Raw genomic sequence first — 22,031 nt, forward strand, 5'->3', positions numbered from 1 at the left:
CTGAAGAGGTGGCGAGGCATTGCTACTAGGTATGCAAAAACACTCGCAGCGTTCGCTGCTGCCGTGCGAATACGGTGCATTGCTCTGTGGCTGAAACTTTTATCATAACTCGTGTAGACACTATCTAAAACTCTTATTGTATTTTCCTGTATAGAATGAGTTTTCTGGTCTGATGCGGGGCTTCGGAGCTGGTACCGTTCTGTCGGTACATTCGTATAGTAAAGGTTATTGTGTATTTTAAAGGCAACACGTGAGTCCGCATTGCGAACCGACGTGTTGCCTTATATTTTTGCTCCGCTGCACATGGCAGCGGCGTTCATGCCAGAAGCAGCCCTGCGTATTACAGTGTAAAAAATGCTGTCAAGGCGTATCACGCCGTTTTGTTTGGTAAATTGTTCTCAGCTCATGCGTGGAAAGATTATGCGCTACCGCAGGGCGCAACCCCGGCGGCGGAATTATTCCGCAATCTGCTCGTCATCAATCTGCTCATTATCAAGGGCAAGGCCGAACTTATCCAGAAGCATGCTCAGTTCTTCCTTGCTGCTGTAGTTCAGAGCAATGCGTCCAGCGTTTTCGTCGCCGCTGATTTTGGCCGGGCAACCCAGAGCGGTGCTCAGACTTTTTTGCAATGTCCTGAAAGCAGGGCTTTTTTTGCGTGAAATTCTCTGGTTTGCCGGTTTGGGGCCCTGCTTTTCTTCGTGCTGCGCTTCCTGCCAGGGCAGGGTGGAGTGCCCCCGCCAGAATGCGGCAGCCTCCTCAGCTTCGCGCACTGTCATGTTGTGACTCTGGATACGCAGGCGCAATGCTTCTGCCGCGTCCTCTCCGTCAATGCCCAACAGGCAACGGGCGTGACCCGCGCTTATGCGCCCCGCCTGCAGATCATTCCTTGCGGCGGCGCTCAGTTGCAGCAGGCGCAAGGAATTGGCCACAGCCGGACGGCTTTTGCCAAGGCGTGAGGCAAGCTCTTCTTGCGTCAGGTCGAGGGCCTCGCGCAGGGCTTGCAGCGCTTCGGCTTCTTCAATGGGGTTGAGATCCTCGCGCTGGAGGTTCTCGATGAGCGCGGCTGCCATTACCTCTTTATCGCTCAATTGCCGGATGTACACGGGCACCTGGGCAAGCCCGGCTATCTGCGCAGCCCGCCAGCGCCGCTCGCCCGCCACGATCTGGTAGGTGTCGCCGCCGGGGAGTGGGCGCACAAGCAGGGGCTGGATGATGCCCTGTGTCTTGATTGATGCCGCCAGTTCGTTCAGCGCTTCTTCGTCAAAATGCCTGCGGGGCTGACCAGGATTAGGCTTCAGGGCCGTGAGAGGCAGTGAGGATGTTGCGGTTTCCTGCTGCTGTTGTTGCGGTTCTGATCCGCTGAAAAGTGCGTCCAGTCCTCTGCCCAGTCCCTTTTTGTTGCCGCTCATAGTGTCACCTCATATGTTCGCGCGCCCGGTTTTGCGGGTGCTGTACTCGCAATCAGATAAAGCCTTGATCTCTGCGCTGTTCGTTGCAGCAGCCCTTTGACCATAAAAAACCGTATGTTGATATGCCGCTTGGTCAGCGCATCTGGCCCCTGATGCCTCCGTCCCCGAAGGGGAGGGCATGCCGGGACTTTCGCAGTACGCCGTTGCGTTCCGCTGCCGCCATATACACCTCGCTTTTCCTCGAAGCATACCAATGGGTGCGAAGCGCCGTTGCGGGTTTGCGCGGAGCGGCCCGGGATGCAGGGATGCTCGCGCGCTGCGGATGTTGCTCCTAGTTGTCGCGCATAACTCCCGAGGCGTTGCCCCTGCTCCATAGATGCTGCGCCATAGCCCCGGAGGCATTAGCCCTGCCCATAGCTGCTGCGCGCTGCTCCAAAGAGGGGCATTGACCCTGCGCACAGGTTTTGTGCCCGAGCCCTCATGGCGTTGGCTCTGCCCGCCGACGGAGGCCATAGGCGCTGTAGCTTTGGCGTTACCTGCTGGCTACTGGCTGTAGCGCTAACAGCATCGCCATGTGCTGTACTTGTACTACCGTGCCGTCCGCAGCCATTCGGCAGCGGGCTTTTGGCGAGCCGCCGTCGCGTCGGATTTGGTGCGCTTGCGGTTTGCGCCGGGCTGCCACAAGCCTTTTTGTTGCAGCCTTTTATGCACAGTCGCCTTGACAAGGCGGTCTGTGCGCGTCACGGTGCTGGCACCCAGCCCTACAAAATTTCCAGTGCTCGGCACGCGAGGGCAACTGCGGGCGGGCTATGCTGTTACCTTAAAATTTCTGCCTGATGTTGCTCACAGGCATAAAGGACATGCCAATGTTTGATCATCCTGAACTACGCTATCTTACTGACGCCAAAGGCAATATTGAAGCAGTGCAGCTTTCGCTGAAGCTTTGGAAACTGGTCGAGCCCAAGATTGGCGCGCAATTAAAAGCCACTGCAGCGCCCAGCCCGCTGGTTCAGGCCGAGGGGCCGCTGAAAAGTTTTGAGCAGTTACAGCAGTTCTGGGACTTCAAGTACCCGTATTCTCCCGCTGTGGCCTGCCCCCATTGCGGCGCAGAAACCGCTGACTGGCGTGCAGACTCCGCGCAGCCCTTTATTCTGACCAACGCCAATATCGGTGGTCTGCTTGTCTTCCTTTGCAAGAGCTGCGGCACAACCATCAGGCAGAAGCATTTTCGGGACCATATGGCGGTCGAACACAGCACCCCGAAAGGGTAGGGCCCGATCTTTGCCAGGGGGCGCGCTCTCAAGCTCTGCATCTGTAGAGGGGGCCTGTGAGCGCCTCGCCCTGGGGGGTTCTCATCTGGGCCGGCCGACGTAGTCCCGTTAGTGCCGGCACGCAGTGCCGCCTTTGCCCGCAAGATAGCAGCGAGCGGATGCTCTGCCAAAAAGGTGCAGCCAGCTATTGCAGCACGGATTTTTTAGAGGGGCGGCGCAGCACCACTTCTTTTGCAAGCCCAAGGTACGCTTCGGCCCCCTTGGATTTGATATCATAGTGAATGATGGACTTGCCGTGGCTTGGCGCTTCCGACAGCCGCACGTTACGGGGAATGACCGTTTCAAAAAGATGGTCGGGGAAGCAGCGCCGGACTTCGTTTTTCACTTCCCGCGTGAGCCTGTTGCGGGTGTCGTACATGGTCAGCACCACGCCCAGAAGTGAAAGTTCGGGGTTAAGCCTCTTTTTCACCTGTTCATACGTCTGTAAAAGCTTGACGATTCCCTCCAGGGCGAAAAATTCGCACTGAAGCGGGATCAGCAGTTCACGCGATGCGCACAATGCGTTCAGCGTTAAAAGGCCCAGTGAAGGAGGGCAGTCAAGTATTATATATTCATAGTCTTTTTGTACAGATTTGAGACATTCATTGAGGTAGAACTCGCGTGCCATCTTGTCAACGAGTTCCAGTTCAACAGCCACAAGGTTTGTGCTTGCTGGCAAAATATCCAAAAAGGGCGAACGGCTTTTTGCAATATTTTGGCGTACCTGTTCAGGTTCATAAAAGGTATTGTACAGGTCGCCGTGCAGTTGGTCCTGTTGCAGGCCAATACCGCTCGTGCTGTTGGCTTGTGGGTCACAGTCCACCAGCAGCACCTTTTTTTCCATAACGGCCAGGGCCGCTGACAGATTGATTGCCGTGGTAGTTTTTCCCACGCCGCCTTTTTGGTTGGCAATGGATATTATGCGAGCCATTGATGCCTCCCGCCCGAATGGGCAGTGGTGTGATTTTGCTGTTCACCCAATACGATACGTAGGTAAAAAGAGCGGCGTGTTTTCAGATTTTTTAACGTTTCACATGAAACATTCATGAAAATCTTGAGGCGGAGCACATTGATGGTTGTAAAAGAGAGTACAGGCAGCGTCAAGTTGTAAAAAAAATATAGCGCCAAATTGCAAAAAAATTATGAAAATGCAAACATGTCTATTGCTCGGGCCGCCTGTTAGGCGCTAAAATACGCGAGCTTGTAAAGAAAGACATTATTTGGTGGAGTTCGTATGGGGTCAAAAAAAATCCTATTGGTTGATGATGAAGAGGACGTCACGCGCATTCTGGCAAAGCGCCTGGGTCGCAGAGGGTATGAGTGCACAACGGCTGCTAATGGTCAGTTGGCGCTGGATGCCATGCAACAGGAAGCGTACAGCGTTGTCATAATGGATGTGAAAATGCCGGTTATGGATGGAATGAGCGCGCTGCAAAAAATCCATCAGCATTGGCCCGCAACCCCAGTTATCCTGCTTTCCGGCCATGCCGACATGCAGTTGGCGGTGCAGGCCATGAGCGAGGGAGCTTTTGGCTACCTCATGAAGCCGGTCGACCTTGACGAGCTGCTTTTTAAAATTGAAGATGCCGCCACCCAGCGCCGCCTTGAGGCGGAGCAGGGCGGCGTAAACTGATTCGTCCCAAGGGCGTGAGGAATTTTAGTATGAAGATGTGGAAAAAAACAGGTTTGGTTGCCCTTGTGGCGCTTGTGGTTTTGGGTGGTCTTTTTGCCTGCTCTCCCTGTCGGGCAGAAGCCGCACCAGTGCAGGTCACTGATGAAAATCTTGCGCAAATGCTGGAAAAGCTCTTGCAGGAACGCCCAGATCTTGTGATGGACGTGTTGCGCAAAAACAGCGAAGCCGTGTTGGACATAGCCCAGCAGGGTTCCAATATGCGCAGGCAGCGTAGCCTTGAAGCGCAGTGGAACCAGGAAATGAAGACGCCCAAGTCGGTCAAGCTTGAGGGCCGCCCTGTGTTGGGCTCCAAAAACGCCAAGGTGCGCATCGTGGCTTTTTCAGATTTTACCTGCCACTTTTGCCAGCAGGCTTCAGGAACGGTGAGCGCCCTTTTGAAGGAATACGGCAAGGACGTGAGCCTCGTGTTCAAAAACCTGCCTCTGGATGACAAAGGCCCGGCCAGCATCGCGTCAAAGTATTTTCTTGCCATCGCACAGCAGAGCGAAGAAAAAGCCTGGAAGTTTCATGACGCCCTGTTCGCTGGACGCGACAAGCTCGTGACCGATGGCGAGGCTTTTTTGAAAACCACCGCCCAGGACCTTGGCGTTGATATGAAGCGGCTTGCCAAGGACGTGCACAGCAAAAAAGTGGCGGACATCATGAACGAAGATCAGCAGGACGCGCAAAAACTCGGCGTGGAAGGCACGCCGTATTTTCTCGTCAATGATCTTGTGGTGCGCGGCGCACTGCCGCCCGATCTCTTCAAAAAGGCGATTGATATGGCCAAGGCCAAGGCCGAAGGCAATTCAGCCAAATAGAGGTCTGCTGACAAAAACTGTCAAAGGCTCCACATCTCCCGGTGTGGAGCCTTTGTTATGAGCATGCGTCTGGTTTTACCTGACTGTCTGCGTTAACTGATGCAGTGTTTGACGCCTGTCCTCCGAACCTGACACATTTGGATGGCGCTGATGTCCGATGCCCTATGCATGCCCCCAGAGTCGAATGCGTGAGGGCATAAGGCACGTGGGGAGCTTGCACCTGGGCTTACCCTGGCAGGTGCGAGCGCGTGCGCGGGCGTGTAACGCAGCAATTAATAAAAACCAGGTGTTCAAGCCCCGGGTTTGGGGAAGGCAAGCCCCATAAACCATCGAGAGCAGGAAAATGCGTGTGATGGTAGAAAAGCAGCAGAGCACAGAGGCAATCCCTTCCCTAGTATTTGGATGCCTCAGTGTGTGCCTGGATCAAGAGTTCCTTGATCCAGCAGACCAATTCAGCGAGCACTGCAACGACAGAACAAATTTGGGATTGTGCGCGTAAGCGCCCTGGGCGGCATCCACCGATAACAGGCCGGGGTATGCACGCAACTTGCTGTGAACGCCATGCGTGCCTTGAAGCAACATGCTGGCATGAAGCCCGGCATGTGTCATTGCGAAGGTCCCTTGGTTTGGTTATCAACAAAAAAAGAGAAATCTCATGAAAAGAGACGTCGCATGAAAATTCTTTCCGTCGAAGCAGAGGACCTGCCAGCCATTCTTGCCTTGCAGAAAGCAGCGTTTGAAAGTGAAGCCAGGCTTGTGGGCAATTATGAAATTCCGCCCATGACGCAAACTCTTGCTGACCTTGAACAGGAGTTTGCGGCCCTCGTCATGCTCAAGGCGGTAATGGATGATGGTGAGATTGTGGGTTCAGTGCGGGCCAAAATCGAAACCGCAACGGTCCGTGTCGGTAGGCTGATGGTCAAGCCGGGGTTTCAAGGGCAGGGTATTGGCACGCGATTGCTTGCCGCCATTGAAAAAGCGTGTGCGCAAAGCCGCTATGAGCTGTTCACAAGCGCAAAAAGCCATCGCAATGTAGCTTTGTATGAAAAAGCAGGGTACCGCGCATTTAAGGAGGCGGAGGTCATGCCCGGAGTGCGGCTTGTCTGGATGGAAAAGAAGAGAGGTTTTGAGAAGGACAAAGCCTGAAAAGTAGCTTGCGTTGTTGCCGCTTGCGCTCAACAAGGATCCGACTATTGCGGATTTACCAGGATGAAAGCGCATATCGCAGTACAATAACGGAGAAAAGAGCGCTTGCGTTGTACAGGGGAAGCCGTGTGCGGCAGGGGCAAGCCGCGGTTGAAATCAGCCTTCGGAACCAGGAGCGGTGCTTTTGCTGCGGATCATGCGGCCCATCCATTGCCGCAACTGCTCAAGATCAGCCTGTTGCGTTTTTTCAGATGAATGCAGCAGAAGGCGCAAGGTATCAAGCTCTTGTCGCAATTCCGCATTTTGGGTTTCGGCAGCGGGGAGGGAAGAACCGGCAGGCAGTCGCTCAACAACCAGGTGCAGCAATTGCGCAATCCCTTCAAGAGCGGTGGTTTGGCGTTCCATCAGTTGCAGTGCCGCTGATGGAAAAAAGTCCTGTGTGGGGGCCTGTACGGCCTGAATTGGCTGATGGTCGGTGAAGGTCAGCGCATTACGTGGAAAGCGCGCGAGCAGAGCGTCTTCAACAGCGGCGGCCGTGCGTGATCGCTGCATCTGCTCCAGAATGGCGGCTATAACGTCCAGCGTTTCGCGGCGATACCGCCGCCGCCTGCCGTCGCCTACACTGGGAATAAAAGGTGCAAAGCGTTTGCAATAATAGCGGGTGGTAGATTCTGGCAGGGAAAAATGGCGGGATATGTCCGCAATGCTTAACAGACTTTCGCCAATGGCTGTTTTGCGCGCCATGTGTCCTCCCGGCGGCAGCGTGATGCTGAGATCATGTTGCGTTGTTGCCTGGCGTGCGCGATCAGAATAATAAGGGTGGCAGTAATGCCAGGGAAGGGCAGGTTATATCCGCAACAAGGAAGTTACGCTGCGCATTTTCCCACGAGTACGTTAAAACAACAATAATGGCAAGCAAGAAACAAAAAATTTCCAAAGCCCTAGGCCGTCATTCGCAACACCATTACACCGACCGGCTTGAAAAGATTTGGATGAAACAGCCATGATGCCATAGTCCATGCACGATCTTGAATTCAAAATCGCCAGCGACTGTCCATTGCTGTTCACATAATAGGCTGAATCTACACCGTAAATTTGCGCTTGCTGCAACAAAAAACCGCATTGCCATCTTGGCAACGCGGCTGATTCAAAAAAAGGGCAGCATCAGGTGGTTCAGACAGTTTCAGCAGCGCTGTACGATTCAGCGCACGACACGGCGAACAGCAATAAGTTTGCTGCTCCAGTAGGGGATGGCCATGCTTTCCATTCGCACCTTTTCGCCCCTGCGCGGGCTGTGAATAAAGCTGTTGCCGCCAGCATAAATGCCGGTATGCAGGCCGCGCGGGCTTGAGCCAGTGCGAAACACCACAATATCGCCAGGGCGAGCCTGATTCTTGGGCACGGCATACCCGGCGCTGGCCTGGTCAACAGTAATGCGTGGAACCTTGTAGCCATTCTGCTTGTAGACCCACCAGATCAGCCCTGAGCAGTCAAAGCCCTTTTGCGGTGAAGCTCCGCCAGAGCGATACTTCTTGCCCATCTGGGCGTAGGCAGTGCGCACCACCTTGTGCGCGTCCTCCGGCATGGGGCCGTTATCCACAGGGCGCGAGAGTCCGCAGCCAGCCAGCAGCAAAAGACTGGCCAGAGCCAGCAGGGCCAGAGGGCTGATGCGTAGTGATGGTGTTGATGTCCGTTCCATTGCAAGCCTCATACACGCAATTTGCTGACAGTTCGGGCAAATTTTTGTGTATCCACTATATTCCGCCAACTGTGGGCAAATTTTTCAATTCTACCCAGTTATTTAGCATAATGTATGCCAATTAACTAAAATTATTAAAAAATATCAGTAAAACAGCAGTTAGAAAATGTTTAGAAAAGTAAAAAAAGACAATAGTGCGGCTAGACTAGCAAAAGCGTCTGAATTTCGACGGCAAATCACCAGGCCGAGTCCATGCCTGTGCTGGCAAAAGCTTTCTCCGGGAGCCTGACCAGTCACCAAAGGACGTTCGTCAGGGCAGACTGAATGAGTGGCATACGCCGAAAGGAGTACCCGGGCAAGAAAACTGGCAACGTATGCACAACTATAACGGGATGGTGGGTGTTTTTGCCTCTGTCCGGCTTCAGAGGCAAATCGTCTGCTGCAAGGCAAAAGGCCAAAGAGACGCAGGATCAGAAAGCAGTGGGGTGGAGCGGCGCCAGAAAGGCGCTGATGCTGAAGTCCCTGCCTGGGGTCAGAAAACTCATTGCAGTGCGCAACAAGGCAATAAAGATTTTAGGGATAGGAATGTTGGGGAGGGATCCTTTTGCAAAAGGATCCCTCCCCGAAAATAAGTAGAAAAGCATTGCTCAACCTGCAGCGAGGCAACGAGCAGTGCTTCATTGCACCGCTAGCTCACTCTTTTTCATCAGGGTCGGACAGCAGGGAAAGGGGGCGCGCCTGAGTCTGCTTGTGGGCCGCAAGGGCGCTCTGGCGGCAGAACTGACGTATTTGCTCCAAAAAAGGCGAAGGCGGCAGGGCAAGGCTTTTGCCGTACAGGGTGCGCCGGGCGCTGTGGCTTACAAAAAGCGCTCGCGCTGCCCGTGTCAGGGCAACATACAGCAGGCGGCGTTCTTCATCTTCATCCGCTTGCGGCGCAACAGGGGCAGAAGGCGTCTGGTCTTCAGGGGCGGTATTGCCGTTGCTTCCAGCAGCGAACAGACGGTCTTTGCGCAAGGGCAAAAGGCCATCTTCAAGACCAGGCAGAAATACGGCCTGAAATTCAAGCCCTTTGGAAGCGTGCATGGTCATGATCTGCACATACTCGGCCTTGCCGCGGACCATTTCCGCCTCCTGAAGCCAGCCAAGGTGGCCAAGAAATTCCGGCCAGCTGCCGTGCGTTTTCCAGGCGCGCTTGAGGTCACGCCAGGCGCGGCCTGCCACAAGGGGTTCGCCAGCCCAGAGCTGTCGTTTGAGCCAAGGCTCGAGAGCTTCCGGCGCGGGCAGTGAAGAACCGGCAGCAAAGGGGATCGCGGACAGTGCAGGCAACTCAGCCATGCCGGGCGAATCCGTCGCGCTGGTCGCGACAGCAGAAATAGAAGTCTCTGCCGTACCTGCCGGCGTTGCACGGGCTGGCCCTTCCTGCTGTTCGTTCGCGCCCGCAAGGCTCTGCGCCAGTGGGTCGAATCCGCAATGGGCCGCTACCATGGCCAGCAGACGCGCGCAGGCTGCATCCTGCCAAAAGGCGTCTTCAGCCGGGGCGGCGCAGGGGATGCCCGCCTGTTCAAGAGCGGCCCGCAGGGGCGCGATCTGCGCCCGCAGCCGCACCAGCACGGCAATGTCGCCCGGAGCGAGCGTGCCGTCCAGTTCGTGCGCCTCGGAGCTGCTCAGGTGCTGGTCAAGCAGGGTGTGGGCCGTTGCGCCGAGCAAGGCCTGCACACGGCGGGTAATCCAGCGAAGCTCGGCCTGCTGATCCGGGGCCGAAAAAAGACGCAACTGGGCGCTGAGTTGACGCGCTGCCGTAAGTGGCCCGCACTGCCCCTTATGGTGCAGCAGGCTGCGCGCCATGTTCAGCACGTCCTGACTGGAACGAAAACTGCGGCCAAGACAAAATACCGACAACTCCGGCCAGACGACCCGCAGGCTACCCTCGCTTTGCCCGGATACGCCACGGAAGCCGTAAATGGCCTGGTCAGGATCGCCAATGCCAAAGAATCCCTTGCCGTCGCCGGGCAGCAAGCGCCGGATAATTGCAAGCTGTACGGGCGAAAGGTCCTGCACCTCGTCCACAAGCACGTGCTGCGGCAGCTGATCAGGAGGCATGGCAGCTATGTGTTCAAGCCACCAGTCAAGAAGATCGGCATAGTCAACGTAGAGCAGGCCGGGGCGTTCAGATTTGCGCTGGGCATACAGGGTCGCTGCCTGGGCGGCGGACTGGTCGTCAAGCGGACGCTGGCATTCGCGCGCAAGAGCCAGCTGACGCCAGAGTTCTGACGCCTGACGAACAGCAAGCTGGGGATTGGCGGCCCTGAAGAACTGTTGCGCCGCATCGTCGCCAAGCAGCATGCATTCACGCCCCTGCGCCTTCATGGCCGCGCGCATGCGGCCCCAGGCAATGCCGTGCATGGTGTCGCAGCAGGGCAGGTTACTGCGCATAAGGGGCAGGGCGGCAGTGAGACGTTGCCGCATTTCATTGGCCGCGCGCCGCGTGAACGTTACCGCGAGCAGCCTGTCGGGTGGGATGCCCTGATCCAGCAAATGCTGCATACGGCCAATGAGCACGCGCGTTTTGCCAGCGCCGGGGCCGGCCTGCACGAGCACCGGGCCGGGGCCAGCGGTGAGGGCGGTCTGCTGCTCCTCGCTGAAGCCGACGGCAGCCTGCTGCGCGGTCTGTTTTTCAACCTGCCTGGCCGTATTTTGGGAGGGCCGTTCTTTCATGAGGTCCAGCATGGAGACGGAAGACGCCTTTTTCTGGCGTACCTTGACGTCAGTCGCCGTGTTTGCGCCAGCGTCAGCGCCGGAAGCCTTGCGCGGCCTGCCTGGTTTGAGGCCCGGCAAGGATCCGCGCCCTGCGCCGCGAATGTCGGCCTGCTCTTCGGGCGTAAACACGCGCACAACGCCGTACTCGCCGTCATAACCGCCCTGGCGGAAAACCTGACCGCGTCGCATGCGGGCCACGGCTTCGCCCAAAGGCTCCCAATGGGCGCGCACTTCTGCCTCAGGCATGCGGCAGAGGATATCCAGTTCCGGCCCAAGCTCGCGCAGCAGTCTGCCGTACCGCTCCTGAACCTTGCGTGACGTAACGCCCGCGCCCACAATTTCGCCCACAACCTCGGCAAGGGGAATGAGGGGGCGCGCTTCGGGCTCCAGTGCGAGCCGCGCGGGTTCCTCCCTGTCGGCCAGTTCCCACACGCGGTGCAGCACGCCCACAGTGAGCGGTTTGCCGCAAACAGGGCAGATGTTGCCAAGCGCGCGTGATTCGCGCGGCTCAAGCACCACATTGCAGGCGCGGTGCCCGTCCAGATGGTATTTGCCTTCGTCCGGGTAGAATTCCATAGTGCCGAGAAAACGGCAGTCGAGACTGTCCTGCGGTTGACGGCGCGCCGCAGCCCGCAGAGCCGCGAACATGCCTTCATAGGAGGGCCGACCGTCAAAAAGATTGGCCTCACGGCCAAGGTTGGCTCCCGAATGGGCGTCAGAGTTGGATACGAGCGCGTAGCCGTCAAGCTGGCTTACAAGGCGGTTCATGTCAGGATCAGAAGAAAGGCCTGTCTCAAGAGCGAAAATGTGCTCCGAAAGGTCGCCGTAGCAGTCTGTCAGACGGTCAAAGCCGGATTTGGACCCGAAAAGCGCGAACCAGGGAGTCCAGACGTGAGCCGGAATCATGACGGCGTCCTCGGCGCATTCCAGCATGATTTCGAGTAAATCACGCGAATCGAGGCCAAGGATGGGCCGCCCGTCGGAATGCAGGTTGCCGATCTGCTCAAGGCGTTGCGAAAGTCTGGCCGCGTCCTCAAGGGTGCGCATAAAGATGAGATTGTGCACCTTGCGCACCTTGCCGTGACGCTTGTAAATGGAGCTGACCTCTGCCTGGAGCATAAAGAGCGGGCCTTGCGCGTCGCCGCCCTGCATTGCGCCCCCGGCCATGACGTCAAGTTGTTCCGGCTCGCCCTTGAGACGGTAGAGTCCGCTGGCTTCATCAAGCTCAAGCTGCTCGCCAAGTTCAGCACGCCATTGGGGGTGGGTAAAGTCGCCCGTGCCCAGGACGCTTATACCCTTGCAGCGCGCCCATGCGGCCAGATGGCGGGCGTTGAGCGCCTTGCTGGTGGCGCGGGAAAAACGGGAATGGATATGCAGGTCGGCTATGAAGTTCATATGCGGCTCTTTGTCATAGTGCGGTGAAAGCGTTGTCGGCAGTGCGGGGGGAATCTGCGTCGCCAAGCCAGGGGCAGAAGGCCAGAGCCTGCGCAGACCAGAGAGGTTTTCCGCCATTGGGCCTGCTGTCCAAAGGATCACTGCCGCAGAGAACGTTGTTATGTGGCGCGGTGCTGGCAGGCACGTTGCTGCCAGACACGTTATTGGCAGGCGCATCATGCAGGATCAGCGGCGTTTCCAGCACGGTATCGTGGGCGGCGTTTTTTCGGGCTTCCACAAGCACTCGCAGGGCAGGTTCATCCCTGTGGCTTTGCACCGGCAGAATGCGCCTGACGCCCAGCCTGACGGCATTCAAAGCCACACACAGTCGTGGCAGAGCCTGGGCATCATAAATGCAGAAAAAACGGCCTTGATGGCGCAGGAGCGTGGTCGCAGCCCTGCAAAAGGCATCGAGGGCCGTTTTGTGGCTTTTTGCGCCTGTAGGCGTGCGCAGGGCGCGTTCTCGCATGTTCCTTGTGGAAGGGCGGCCCCCCCTGTCATAGGGGGGATTGGCCAGAACAGCGGTCATCCTGTTGCTGGCAGGTTGCGCAATGCCAGGCTGCGCGGCGTCCGGTTGAGTAATGGGACGCCGGGTATTGTCCGGCTGCACTGCGTACGGTAGTGCAATGCCTGCGCATACGGCGTCTGTTTGGCGATCTTCTTCCCCATTGGGCAGCGTCAACGCCGCAGCCTCTGTTGGCAAAAGCCCCGGCGCCCAGACTGGCGCGGGCAGGGTTGCCACAGCCTTTGCGTCCTCAAGGTCAAGGGCAATGAAGCGCAGACGGTCCGAGAGCCCAAGCCGCGCGGCATTGCCCTCTGCGGCCAGAACCAGCGGATTTTCGCGCTCAAGCCCAAGACCCCGAATTTCCGGGCGCAGCATGGCAAGGCCCAGCAAGGCAGCCCCGCAGCCGCAGCCCAGCTCGGCCACAAGAGTGGGGCCAGGGTTTGCCGCGTCATCCCTGCGCTTTTCCGGGTGTTTGTCCGGCCCGCGTTTATCCGGCGGCAAGTGGCGCGCGGCGAAAGCGGCCAGCAGAAGAGCGTCCGCGCCGAAGCGCAGGCTGCCCTCGGGCTGCTCCAGCCCTCGTGGAAAGCGCTCGCGCGCTTCGATGATATGTTGAGACAGGGTTTCCTGCATGGTCCATCACACATCCGCAAGCCCGATTTCCCGCGCATGCTCACGGCGCAAAAATACTTGCGGGTTGCGGAAATGTTTGTATCCGCCGTCGTGCTGCTCAGGGCAAAATGCAAAGCCAGCGGTACGGCAACTGTGCCGCGCCTGAAATGAGAGCGCAAAGGCATGGCGTACAGACCGTCTGCACGCCATGCCCCATGCTAGCACTGTGACCGCTCCTCGTCCTTCATAAACGGGAGCGCAAAATGCGCCGCTACAGCAGCGCGCCGTCCCAGTTAAAGAGACTTTCACGCTTCATCTCGGGCAGACTGGCTGGCGGATTCTCCTGCATATGGGCAAAGAAGCCGTACCCGGCTGCGGCCATTTCCTGGCGTTTGGCGGTAAGATCCATAGGCCAGCCCGGATATATCCAGATATTGCCGCCATACTGCCGCGCCCAGAAAGGCTCGCCCATGGGGCTCAAAAAAGGCTCATTGGGTTTGACGCCCAGAAGGCCGAAACGGCTGACGCCCACGGGCCAGAAGCCGGAAATCACCGCGCCGAGGGGCAGGGGACTTTGCTTTGGCAGGGCGAGCATTTCCTCGCGGGGCAGTTCCGGGCTGACAAAGGCCCCGGTAAAGCCCATACGCGCCAAGACGCCCAGCGCCGGGGCATTGGCCGCATTGCAGAAGGGGCCCACGAGCAGGTCAGCGTCCTCGTCCAGCGAATCGGGGAACATGCCGCGCTGCCACGGTTCATTGCAGACAAAGTGCCGTGCGCCGTCACGCCAGAGGCGACTGATGCTGCGCTGCAAAGCCTCTTCTTCGCCGGGCCACACAACGGGCGGCAGCCACCAGCAGATGCGCGAAACCATAGTGCGCGAGATGTCGGCGCTGCGGGGCGACAGCCAGAGCGCCTGCAGCTGGTTTTTGCCGCCGCGCATCTCCTTGCCCTGCGGAATGGTGGAGCGGACGTACATGTCTGGCCGTGGCCTGGCCTTCACAGGCGCAGGCATGCGCGGGCTGGATTCCACAGCCTTGCTCTGGCGGCCCGGCAGCTGGTCAAGACGCGCCTGCCAGCCTTTGAGAATGCGCATCAGCTCAGGTTCGCGCCTGTCGATAAGAAATACCGACGTGCCCGCCTTGGGCGTCTTGTGCTTGGGCAGGCGGATGATGAGGGTGCCGCCCTTGGGAATGCGCCGCGTTACGGGCAGGGTGGCGTGCCAGCGTTCGTCCTCAACCCCCACGCGCAGATAGTCCTGAGGCAGCAGTTCAAGATGGGGCTTGAGCACCACGCTGCCGTCCTGTTCAATGCGGATTTTGCCCGCCATAAGGCCGGAGCTGGTCTGGCCTTCGGGGGAGGTGGGGATATTGTCCTTCTGCGGCAAAAAGCGCGCGCGCGTGGCGGGGCGGCCCAGCGCCATCTGCAAAATTTCCTCGGCTGTCTTGCGGGCCTTGGGGTCCCCGGGATTGTCGCGCAGCATGCGGTAGGCCGTCACCACATGGTAGACGTAGTGCGGCCCTTTCTTGCGGCCCTCAATCTTCCAGGAGACAAGGTGGGGGATGTCCAGCAGGGTTTTGGCCAGCACGTCCAGCGAAAGGTCAAGACAGGAGAACCAGCGTCCGCTGTGTTCCTTGCGGCCCGGAGAGCGCAACGATGCCTGCCTGCCGGAGCGGCGGCCCTGGGCAAAAGCGGTTGCTTCGTTGCGGCTGCGGAACTGGCTGTCGCGCCCGTCACGGCCATCGCGCCCGTCGCGGTCACGACCGGAGCCGCCCCTGCGGTCTTTGCGGGCAATATCCATGCGCGACTGTTCCTGCCGGGCGCGGTCCATCTCTTCACGTTCCGCATTGCGGACAAGCGCCTGGGCCGCAGGGCCGCCCTGGCGATACACCCGGCGGCAGGGCTGCACGCAGCGTCCGCGCAGGCCGCTTTTGCCGCCCATATAGCTGGACCAGTAGCAACGCCCCGAAACGCAGTAGCACAGCGCGCCGTGGATGAAGAGTTCAAGATCAAGCCCCTCTGGGCAGGCCTCGCCCATGAGGCGGATTTCATCAATGGAAAGCTCGCGCGGCAAAATTACGCGGTTGGCCCCGAGCTTTTTCGCTTCCACAAGAGCGCCGGGATGCGTGACGTTGGCCAAGGTGGAAAGGGCCAGCTCGCCCGCAAAACCGGCCTGACGCGCCAGATCAATCATGGCGAGATCCTGCACGATGAGCCCGTCCACCCGGGCCTGAGTGGTCAGGCGCGAGATCAGGCGATAGGCGGCGGCGGGCTCGTCAGGCTTGACGAGGGTGTTCATGGCCACATACACGCGTGCGCTTTCCGCATGGGCCAGGTCCGTGAGGCGCGAAAGTTCGGTCAAGCCGAAGTTTTCAGCCTGCATACGGGCCGAAAAATGCTTGAGCCCCAGATAGATGGCGTCCGCCCCTGCGGCAAGGGCCGCCAGAAAGGAGGGCGTGTCACCCGCGGGCGCGAGAATTTCGGGCCGGGTCGGGGTGGGGGCGTCGGTAATGATAGGGATGTCGTTCATATTTTGTAATACTCTTTATACCATTCCACAAAGCGGGCAATGCCTTCGCGCAGAGGCGTTGCGGGCGAAAAACCCGTAAGGGCGGAGAGGTCGTTAATGTCGGCCCAGGTGGCCTGTACGTCGCCGGGCTGCATGGGCAGCATTTCCTTGCGCGCCTTCATGCCCAGGGCGTCTTCAAGGGTGGCGATGAAATCATTGAGTTCCACGGTGTGATTGTTGCCGATGTTGTATATGCGCCAGGGCGCGGAACTGGTCGCCGCATCGGGGGCGGCGGGGTCAAAGGACGGGTCCGGGCCGGGGGCCAGGGGCAGCAGGCGTACAACGCCTTCCACTATGTCGTCAATATAGGTGAAGTCGCGCCGCATATGCCCCTGGTTGAAGACCTTGATGGGTTCACCGCGCACAATGGCTGTGGTAAAAAGGTGCAGGGCCATGTCGGGCCGCCCCCACGGGCCGTAGACGGTGAAAAACCGCAGGCCGGTGCAGGGGATGCCGTAGAGATGGCTGTAGGCATGCGCCATGAGCTCGTTGCTTTTCTTGGTGGCGGCATAGAGGCTGACAGGGTGGTCCACATTGTGCCGCACGGAATAGGGCTGGGCCGTATTGAGGCCGTAAACCGAGGATGAAGAGGCAAAGAGCAGGTGCCCGACCTTGTTCTGACGGCAGCCTTCAAGAATGTGCCCGAAGCCCACAAGGTTGGCGCTGAGGTAAGATTCGGGATTGATCAGGCTGTAGCGCACGCCCGCCTGCGCGGCCAAATTTACCACATGGCTGAAGCCCTCACGGGCGAAAAGCGCGGCCATTTTGGGGCCGTCGGCCATATCGAGGTGTTCAAAACGAAAGTTTCCGGCCTGCGGCAGGGCGGCCAGTTGAGCCAGACGGTCTTTTTTCAGCTGCACGTCGTAATAATCATTGCAGTTGTCAACGCCCACAACGCTGTGCCCATCGGCCAGCAGGCGCGCGGCCAGATGATATCCTATGAAGCCTGCCGCGCCAGTTACCAGAACGTGCATATACCACTCCTGAAGTTGTCTGCGGACAAAGTAAGACAGATGCCGCCCGTGGGCAAGCAGAGGACGCGAGGATGCGCGCTTTTGCGCGCGAATAAGCTTAATGGCGGGTATGGGACTTGCGGGATGGGCTGCGGCAAAGTATGCTGCGCAACCAGAGGTAAGCATGCAGACAGACGAAAAAAAAGAGCGCCAGTCAACAGTTTCCAGCGGAGCGGGCGGCAAGGCGGAAAGCGGTTCCGCCAAGAAGCGCCCCGTGTCCGGACAGCCGTGGTATGCGGGGCAGTACAAAGACGCCCTTATATACCTTATGATCGCCATTTTCTTTGTGGAGCTGGTGGTCGGCGGTGTAGCCTTTTTTTACGGCGTCATGCATGCCGCCCCCGACGTGCCGGGCGGCCCGCCGTTGGCGCGCTTTCCCTGGCTTGGCTGGGCGCTGGCCGCCATTCTTGCCCCTGTGGGGCTCATACTGATAGTGCATCTTGCCGGAACCTGGGTTTCGCGCTTTCTTGGGCGTGAGGCCCGCGATCTGGGCGGCGCGGATGGCGGCGGCCCCACTGGCGCTTCCAGCGACGCGGATCAGGTGCCCGAACGTCTGCAACGATTTTACGCCATTATTCGCAACGCGCCCACTGTGGTCGTGCTGCTGGGCATTCTGCTGCTCGGCGCGGCGCTCTTTTTTGTGGACGGCGCGTTTACGGCGCTTGTGGGGCTGGGCCAATTACTTACGCCCTATATTCCCTGGATAGCGGGCAGCCTGGCGGCCATGATCGTCGTGTGCTACCTTGTGCACCGCCTTTTTGTTTACCGCCACCACCGCATGCAGCAGGAGTTCGCCTACCGCCGCGAGGTGCTGGAGCGCACAGGCATTGTGCTGGTAGACAAGAACTGTATCCCCCTGCCGCAAAGCGAAGAGCAGCGCCTTGCCCTGGGCGAGGCCCGTGTGGTGGACGCGCAGGCGGCTCTGCCCCCCGTGATTGATGCGGACGCGCAGGCGGCGCCGCCGTCAGCAACTAGTTCCGGGCCAAACGCATCTGGAGGAGGCGCGAACGGGTCAAATGAATCTGGAACTGGCGCATCCGACGGCACTATTGCTGATGAAGAAGAAATAACAGACGCTGTAATTATTACGCCCGAAAAGCCTGAAAGCAGGTCTGATGACGGCGCGGCGGCTGGAAAGAACTGACTGGCGCGCAAATTTTAGTATAAATTCGAGAACCCGGGTAAAGCGACGTTTTGAACGTAGGCTTTACCCGGGTTTTTTGATTTTCAATTCAAGGTTTGTTTCTTTGTGTCGCCTGCGTGGCGGGCGACGTGGTGATGGATTTTGCGGTGCTGGCGCTACGGGAAGAAGAAAAGCGGGGCTTGTCCTCTGAAAGGTGGATGTGTTGTGTCCTGCGGGCACAGAAGCTCACGTTCAAAGAACAGGCCCAGTTTCTATCCTCCTTGAGCGCGCGCCGCGCAGGCGTCCAAACGAGAAAAAAGGAACGCTGTCGTACCCGCAGGGCAAAAAGCAATATCTGCTTCACCGCAAACCCGCAGCATAAAAGCGACGTTATTCTTTTATGTTCGCCCGATGGCCGCCATTAAAGCCGAAAAAAGAAGTAGTTTACCCCTGGGCCATGGCAGGTCTCGAAGGCGCTATTTACAGTTTCGCCAATTCTCCTAATCCTCGCTGCTCCAGGGCCAGATCCGCCAGCGCGTTGACGCAGGCCGCGGCCACGGCGGAACCGCCCTTGCGCCCAAGCAGGGTAAAGTGCGGCCACGGGCTGCGGCGCAGCAGTTCCTTGGATTGCGCCGCGTTAACAAAGCCCACGGGCATGCCCACGATGAGGGCCGGAGGCGGCGCGCCCTGATCCAGCACGTCCAGCAGCCCCAGCAGGGCCGTGGGGGCGTTGCCGATAACCATGATATGGCCACTCATCTGCCCGGCGAGGGATTCCAGCCCGGCGCGGGAGCGTGTGGTTTTTTTGGCGCGGGCAAGCTCGTCCAGCCCCGGCAGGGCCATGATGGGCGTGACCGTGACGCCCAGAGGCGTCAGACGGCGCATGGGCAGCCCGGCGGCGGCCATGCGCGTGTCGGTATAGACCGTGCAGCCCCGCAAAAGGGCTGCTACGCCAGCCTCAAGGCCTTCGGCGCTCAACCTGAGGTCGCCCAAAATGTCCGTATCGCCAAGGGTGTGGATGCAGCGGCGGGCCACCTGCCAAAGCGGGCCTTCAAAGGGGCGCGGCGGCGGCAGCTCCTGATCGATGATGGCAAAGGAACGGTTTTCTATATCCTGCGGCGTGCAGGCGGAATCCAGTTCCACTGAAGTATCGTGCGTCATGTTGAGCCTCGGCAGGCCGGGAGCAAGTCCGACCGCGTGGTTAGAACATTTTCACTTTGAAATTGCTCAGGCGAGTGCGTGAGCAGTGGCCCGCAGCGAAGGCGTAAGCGCAGCGTCAGCCGTTGCCCGCAGGACTTGTCTGAACCGTTGACGGGATCGTCTTACGGGGCAGGACAGCATCGCTACGGACGAAGACAGCACCGCTGTTTATTTGCGCTGTTAAGCGCCGCAGCGAGCGTGCCGTAAACTTTGAGAATTATATTCTCAAAGTTAATTTGTGCTAGGACAGGGGCGTGGCCGTTTTGAGCCAGGCCCGCCAGAAGGTGCGCGAACCCTCAGGGTAGCAATGCAGCCATGTTCCGGCAACTGAGCCGCAGCGGCAACCCTCCTGACGCAACAAAGCCCCCTTGCTGTCGTGCAGTTGCCAGAGGGGCGCGCAGTGGGGCGGCAGCGGCCCGTCATCCTCACGGGCATAGTGGAATTCGTGCCCGCGCACCCAGAGGGGTTTGGAGCCGGGTTTGCCTGCGGCAGCTGTTTTCATGCGGGCAGGGCCGCCTTGCTTGGGGGCTGTCATTTCTTCGCCGATCATTGTGAAGCCGTCAGTCTGCCTGTCGGTGGATGGCATGGTCGAAAAAATTGATGGCGAGGCAGAAAGCGCTGACGGGTCAAAGCGGACAGGGTGGTCAGGGCGGCCAGGTTGATCCGGTTGGACAGGGTGGGCAGCTCGGGCCGCGCGTTCAGGCCAGCCGGGCAGGGCAAGGGCGGCACGATAGCCCAGAGCCGCCCTGGTTTTGCCAAGAACGCAGCGCAGGGGCAAAAGCCCGGCCATGGCGTATTCCCGGAGTTCCGGCTGGCCCTCCAAGCGCAGAGAGCGCATGAGGTAGATATAGCCGCCGCATTCGCCGTATATGGGCAGACTTTTCTGCGCCAGCGCCCGCAAGCGCCGCAGCATGGGGAGGTTGGCCCCAAGCTCTTCGGCGTGCAGTTCGGGATAGCCGCCGGGAAAATAGAGCCCGGTGCAGCCCTGTGGCGGCGCGTCATCGCGCAGGGGAGAAAAAGGCACAACGTCCGCGCCAAGTTCCGCCAGCAAGGCGGGCAGATCGGCGTAGCAGAAACTGAAAGCCGCATCCCAGGCCATGCCTATGAGGGGGCGGGCAGTGCCCCGCGCTGGTCGCGCTTTTGTAGACGCAACCGTGGCAAAGTTCTGAGCGAAAAGGTTTGTCGTATCCTCGCGGTGTTCCTGAATGTCTGCCTGTATTGCGGTGTTGCGGACAGTAGTCGAGGCCGACTGGCGCGGAGGAAAAAACCGGGTTGCCAGAGCGGCATCTGACGTGTCCACGAAGGGGGCAGCTATCGCCTGACTTGCCGTGGCAGGCGTTTCACCACTTGCCTGATTCCCGGTGAGCGCAGACGCAGTGCCGCCGGGGGCGCGCACGCGCAAGTCCCGCTTTGCTGCGCCTGCCATCCTCGCGCCGCAGCTGTCGTCGCACTCGTTTTCGAACTTGTCCGCGCACTTATCTGCGCACTTGTCCCGGCATTTTCCCCTGCGCTTGCTTTCGCACGAGTCCCCGCGCTGGCAGGCACGTTTTTTGTCTGCTTTTTCCGGGCTGTCATCCGCGATCTTTCGGCATGGAGCGTTGGCAACCCCGGCCCGTTTGAGCAGGGCGTCCAGGCGGCAATGCTCTTCAAGCCAGTTGGTCAGCGCGGCCCTGTCCAGTGCGGGCAGGGCTTCGCGGGCCTCCACAAGGCCAAGATGGCGCGATTGCAGTTCAGGCGCGCCCTTGCGGGGCAGCAGGCCCAGCAGCGGGACGTTGTCTGATTTTTCCAGCGGTTTCAGGGCGTCGAAAATGATTTCGGCATGGCGCGGACTGCCTATATGGGTGCAGACAATGCCCAGAAAGCGCGGCGGCGTGCTTTTGGCGTTCAGCCATTGCGGTTTATGCCGCAGATAGCCTTCCACCAGGGCGGCCACGGACTGTCCGAGCCCGGCTGCGCTGCATACGAGAAGAATCGGCAGATCAAGCAGTGCCGCCAGGTGGGCCGTGCTGCCAGCACCGGCGTGACCGCCGTCATACAGGCCCATGGCGCCTTCAACCAGCAGCATGTCAGGGGTGCGGCCAGTGCCGGAGGGGCTTGCCGCCATGCGCTCGAATACGTTTTGCAGGCCCTTGGGCAGACCTTTGCCGCCTGTGAACGGTTTTTCAGATGGGGTCGCAGGGGCCTGACGGCACATCCATGCGTCCAGATTGGCGGCGGGCTGGCCCGTTATGGCGGCGTGAAAGGCGGCGTCTATGTAATCCGGGCCAGTTTTGGCGGCACGAACCGCGAGGCCTCGAGAAGCCAGCGCGCACAGAAGGGCAAGAGTGACTGTGGTCTTGCCCGTATTGCTGCCCGTACCGCCAATGACGATGCCGGGTATGCGCTGTTGTGCCTTGTGCATGATGCCTCGGGGATGCGCCGCCTGACCTTGAATGCGGCCATTGGCGGTGTGGTTGACGTTACTCTCGCCAGAAGGAGGCAAGGAAGGCGCAAGGAGGGTAGGCAGCCGCTGTTTTGGCGACTGCATGCGCAGACGTCCGCCGTGGAGGCGTATACGCTATCTCTTTGCGCCAGCCAGCGCCGTAACGGGTGCGTTTTTGGCGCTAAGAACGCAATTTTAACATTCAGCCAACAGAGGACGCACCCCCGTCGAAATTTTATAACCACCCATCATCCCAGGCAGAAGTTTCCCCATTCCAAGCAGAACCCGCAATAAAAGTTTTAGGGGGAGGGGGCGTGGGGGAGGGACCCTTTTACAAAAGGGTCC

16 protein-coding genes and 1 pseudogene are annotated in these 22,031 nt (G+C 59.1%); 7 read left to right on the plus strand and 10 right to left on the minus strand.

What is annotated here, in order from left to right; translation table 11 throughout:
- Positions 1-108 (plus strand): annotated as a pseudogene (locus tag BCS36_RS09880) (IS5/IS1182 family transposase); the annotation flags it as partial.
- Positions 109-455: 347 nt separating this feature from the next.
- On the opposite strand, the gene BCS36_RS09885 reads toward BCS36_RS09880, so the two are convergent.
- Positions 456-1,409 (minus strand): ParB/RepB/Spo0J family partition protein, encoded by a 954-nt coding sequence (locus BCS36_RS09885; protein WP_291302728.1) that lies wholly within the window; start codon positions 1,407-1,409, stop codon positions 456-458.
- Positions 1,410-2,275: 866 nt separating this feature from the next.
- On the opposite strand from BCS36_RS09885, the gene BCS36_RS09890 reads away from it, so the two are divergent.
- Entirely contained in the window at positions 2,276-2,680 is a 405-nt protein-coding gene (locus BCS36_RS09890; RefSeq protein WP_291302729.1) for a hypothetical protein, read from the plus strand.
- 184 nt (positions 2,681-2,864) lie between these two features.
- On the opposite strand, the gene BCS36_RS09895 is transcribed toward BCS36_RS09890, so the two are convergent.
- The gene (locus BCS36_RS09895) at positions 2,865-3,650 is read right to left on the minus strand and encodes a ParA family protein (RefSeq protein WP_291302730.1); all 786 of its coding nucleotides are present in this window, start codon (positions 3,648-3,650) and stop codon (positions 2,865-2,867) included.
- A gap of 303 nt (positions 3,651-3,953) precedes the next feature.
- Between BCS36_RS09895 and BCS36_RS09900 the strand changes: the two genes are divergently transcribed.
- The 3 genes from BCS36_RS09900 to BCS36_RS09910 all read left to right on the plus strand — a co-directional run bounded on the left by BCS36_RS09900 (position 3,954) and on the right by BCS36_RS09910 (position 6,358).
- Positions 3,954-4,352: a response regulator gene (locus BCS36_RS09900; RefSeq protein ID WP_291302731.1), complete on the plus strand. Its 399-nt coding sequence runs from the start codon at positions 3,954-3,956 to the stop codon at positions 4,350-4,352.
- A 29-nt stretch (positions 4,353-4,381) separates the two neighbouring features.
- Positions 4,382-5,212 carry a thioredoxin domain-containing protein gene (locus tag BCS36_RS09905; protein ID WP_291302732.1) on the plus strand — a complete coding sequence of 277 codons (831 nt, stop codon included), beginning with the start codon at positions 4,382-4,384 and terminating at the stop codon, positions 5,210-5,212.
- 588 nt (positions 5,213-5,800) lie between these two features.
- Positions 5,801-6,358, plus strand: a complete 558-nt coding sequence (locus BCS36_RS09910) for a GNAT family N-acetyltransferase (protein WP_291302733.1) — start codon at positions 5,801-5,803, stop codon at positions 6,356-6,358.
- Positions 6,359-6,514: 156 nt separating this feature from the next.
- Here the strand turns inward: BCS36_RS09910 and BCS36_RS09915 are convergent, their stop codons facing one another.
- The 6 genes from BCS36_RS09915 to BCS36_RS09940 all read right to left on the minus strand — a co-directional run bounded on the left by BCS36_RS09915 (position 6,515) and on the right by BCS36_RS09940 (position 16,902).
- Positions 6,515-7,102 carry a MerR family transcriptional regulator gene (locus tag BCS36_RS09915; protein ID WP_291302734.1) on the minus strand — a complete coding sequence of 196 codons (588 nt, stop codon included), beginning with the start codon at positions 7,100-7,102 and terminating at the stop codon, positions 6,515-6,517.
- Positions 7,103-7,559: 457 nt separating this feature from the next.
- Positions 7,560-8,057 (minus strand): C40 family peptidase, encoded by a 498-nt coding sequence (locus BCS36_RS09920; RefSeq protein ID WP_291302735.1) that lies wholly within the window; start codon positions 8,055-8,057, stop codon positions 7,560-7,562.
- A 693-nt stretch (positions 8,058-8,750) separates the two neighbouring features.
- On the minus strand, positions 8,751-12,209 hold the full coding sequence (locus BCS36_RS09925) for a UvrD-helicase domain-containing protein (RefSeq protein ID WP_291302736.1): 3,459 nt from the start codon (positions 12,207-12,209) through the stop codon (positions 8,751-8,753).
- A gap of 13 nt (positions 12,210-12,222) precedes the next feature.
- A complete protein-coding gene (locus BCS36_RS09930; RefSeq protein ID WP_291302737.1) occupies positions 12,223-13,383 on the minus strand; it encodes a hypothetical protein in 1,161 nt (386 codons plus the stop codon).
- Positions 13,384-13,633: 250 nt separating this feature from the next.
- A complete protein-coding gene (locus BCS36_RS09935; protein WP_291302738.1) occupies positions 13,634-15,889 on the minus strand; it encodes a peptidase U32 family protein in 2,256 nt (751 codons plus the stop codon).
- Positions 15,886-16,902 (minus strand): NAD-dependent epimerase, encoded by a 1,017-nt coding sequence (locus BCS36_RS09940; protein WP_291302739.1) that lies wholly within the window; start codon positions 16,900-16,902, stop codon positions 15,886-15,888. Before BCS36_RS09940 ends, BCS36_RS09935 begins: the two co-directional genes overlap by 4 nt.
- 163 nt (positions 16,903-17,065) lie before the next feature.
- Here BCS36_RS09940 and BCS36_RS09945 point away from each other — a divergent pair, with 163 nt between their 5' ends.
- Both BCS36_RS09945 and BCS36_RS09950 read left to right on the plus strand, forming a co-directional pair.
- The gene (locus tag BCS36_RS09945) at positions 17,066-18,085 is read left to right on the plus strand and encodes a hypothetical protein (protein WP_291302740.1); all 1,020 of its coding nucleotides are present in this window, start codon (positions 17,066-17,068) and stop codon (positions 18,083-18,085) included.
- A gap of 116 nt (positions 18,086-18,201) precedes the next feature.
- Positions 18,202-18,489 (plus strand): hypothetical protein, encoded by a 288-nt coding sequence (locus tag BCS36_RS09950; RefSeq protein WP_291302741.1) that lies wholly within the window; start codon positions 18,202-18,204, stop codon positions 18,487-18,489.
- 55 nt (positions 18,490-18,544) lie between these two features.
- Here BCS36_RS09950 and BCS36_RS09955 read toward each other — a convergent pair whose 3' ends face one another.
- Both BCS36_RS09955 and BCS36_RS09960 read right to left on the minus strand, forming a co-directional pair.
- Positions 18,545-19,225 (minus strand): precorrin-8X methylmutase, encoded by a 681-nt coding sequence (locus BCS36_RS09955; protein WP_291302742.1) that lies wholly within the window; start codon positions 19,223-19,225, stop codon positions 18,545-18,547.
- A gap of 280 nt (positions 19,226-19,505) precedes the next feature.
- Positions 19,506-21,665, minus strand: coding sequence for an AAA family ATPase (locus BCS36_RS09960; RefSeq protein ID WP_291302743.1), 2,160 nt, complete (start codon positions 21,663-21,665; stop codon positions 19,506-19,508).
- Between the last annotated feature and the right edge of the window lie 366 nt (positions 21,666-22,031).

This window comes from Desulfovibrio sp. MES5, assembly GCF_002237645.1.
Taxonomy (GTDB): domain Bacteria; phylum Desulfobacterota; class Desulfovibrionia; order Desulfovibrionales; family Desulfovibrionaceae; genus Desulfovibrio.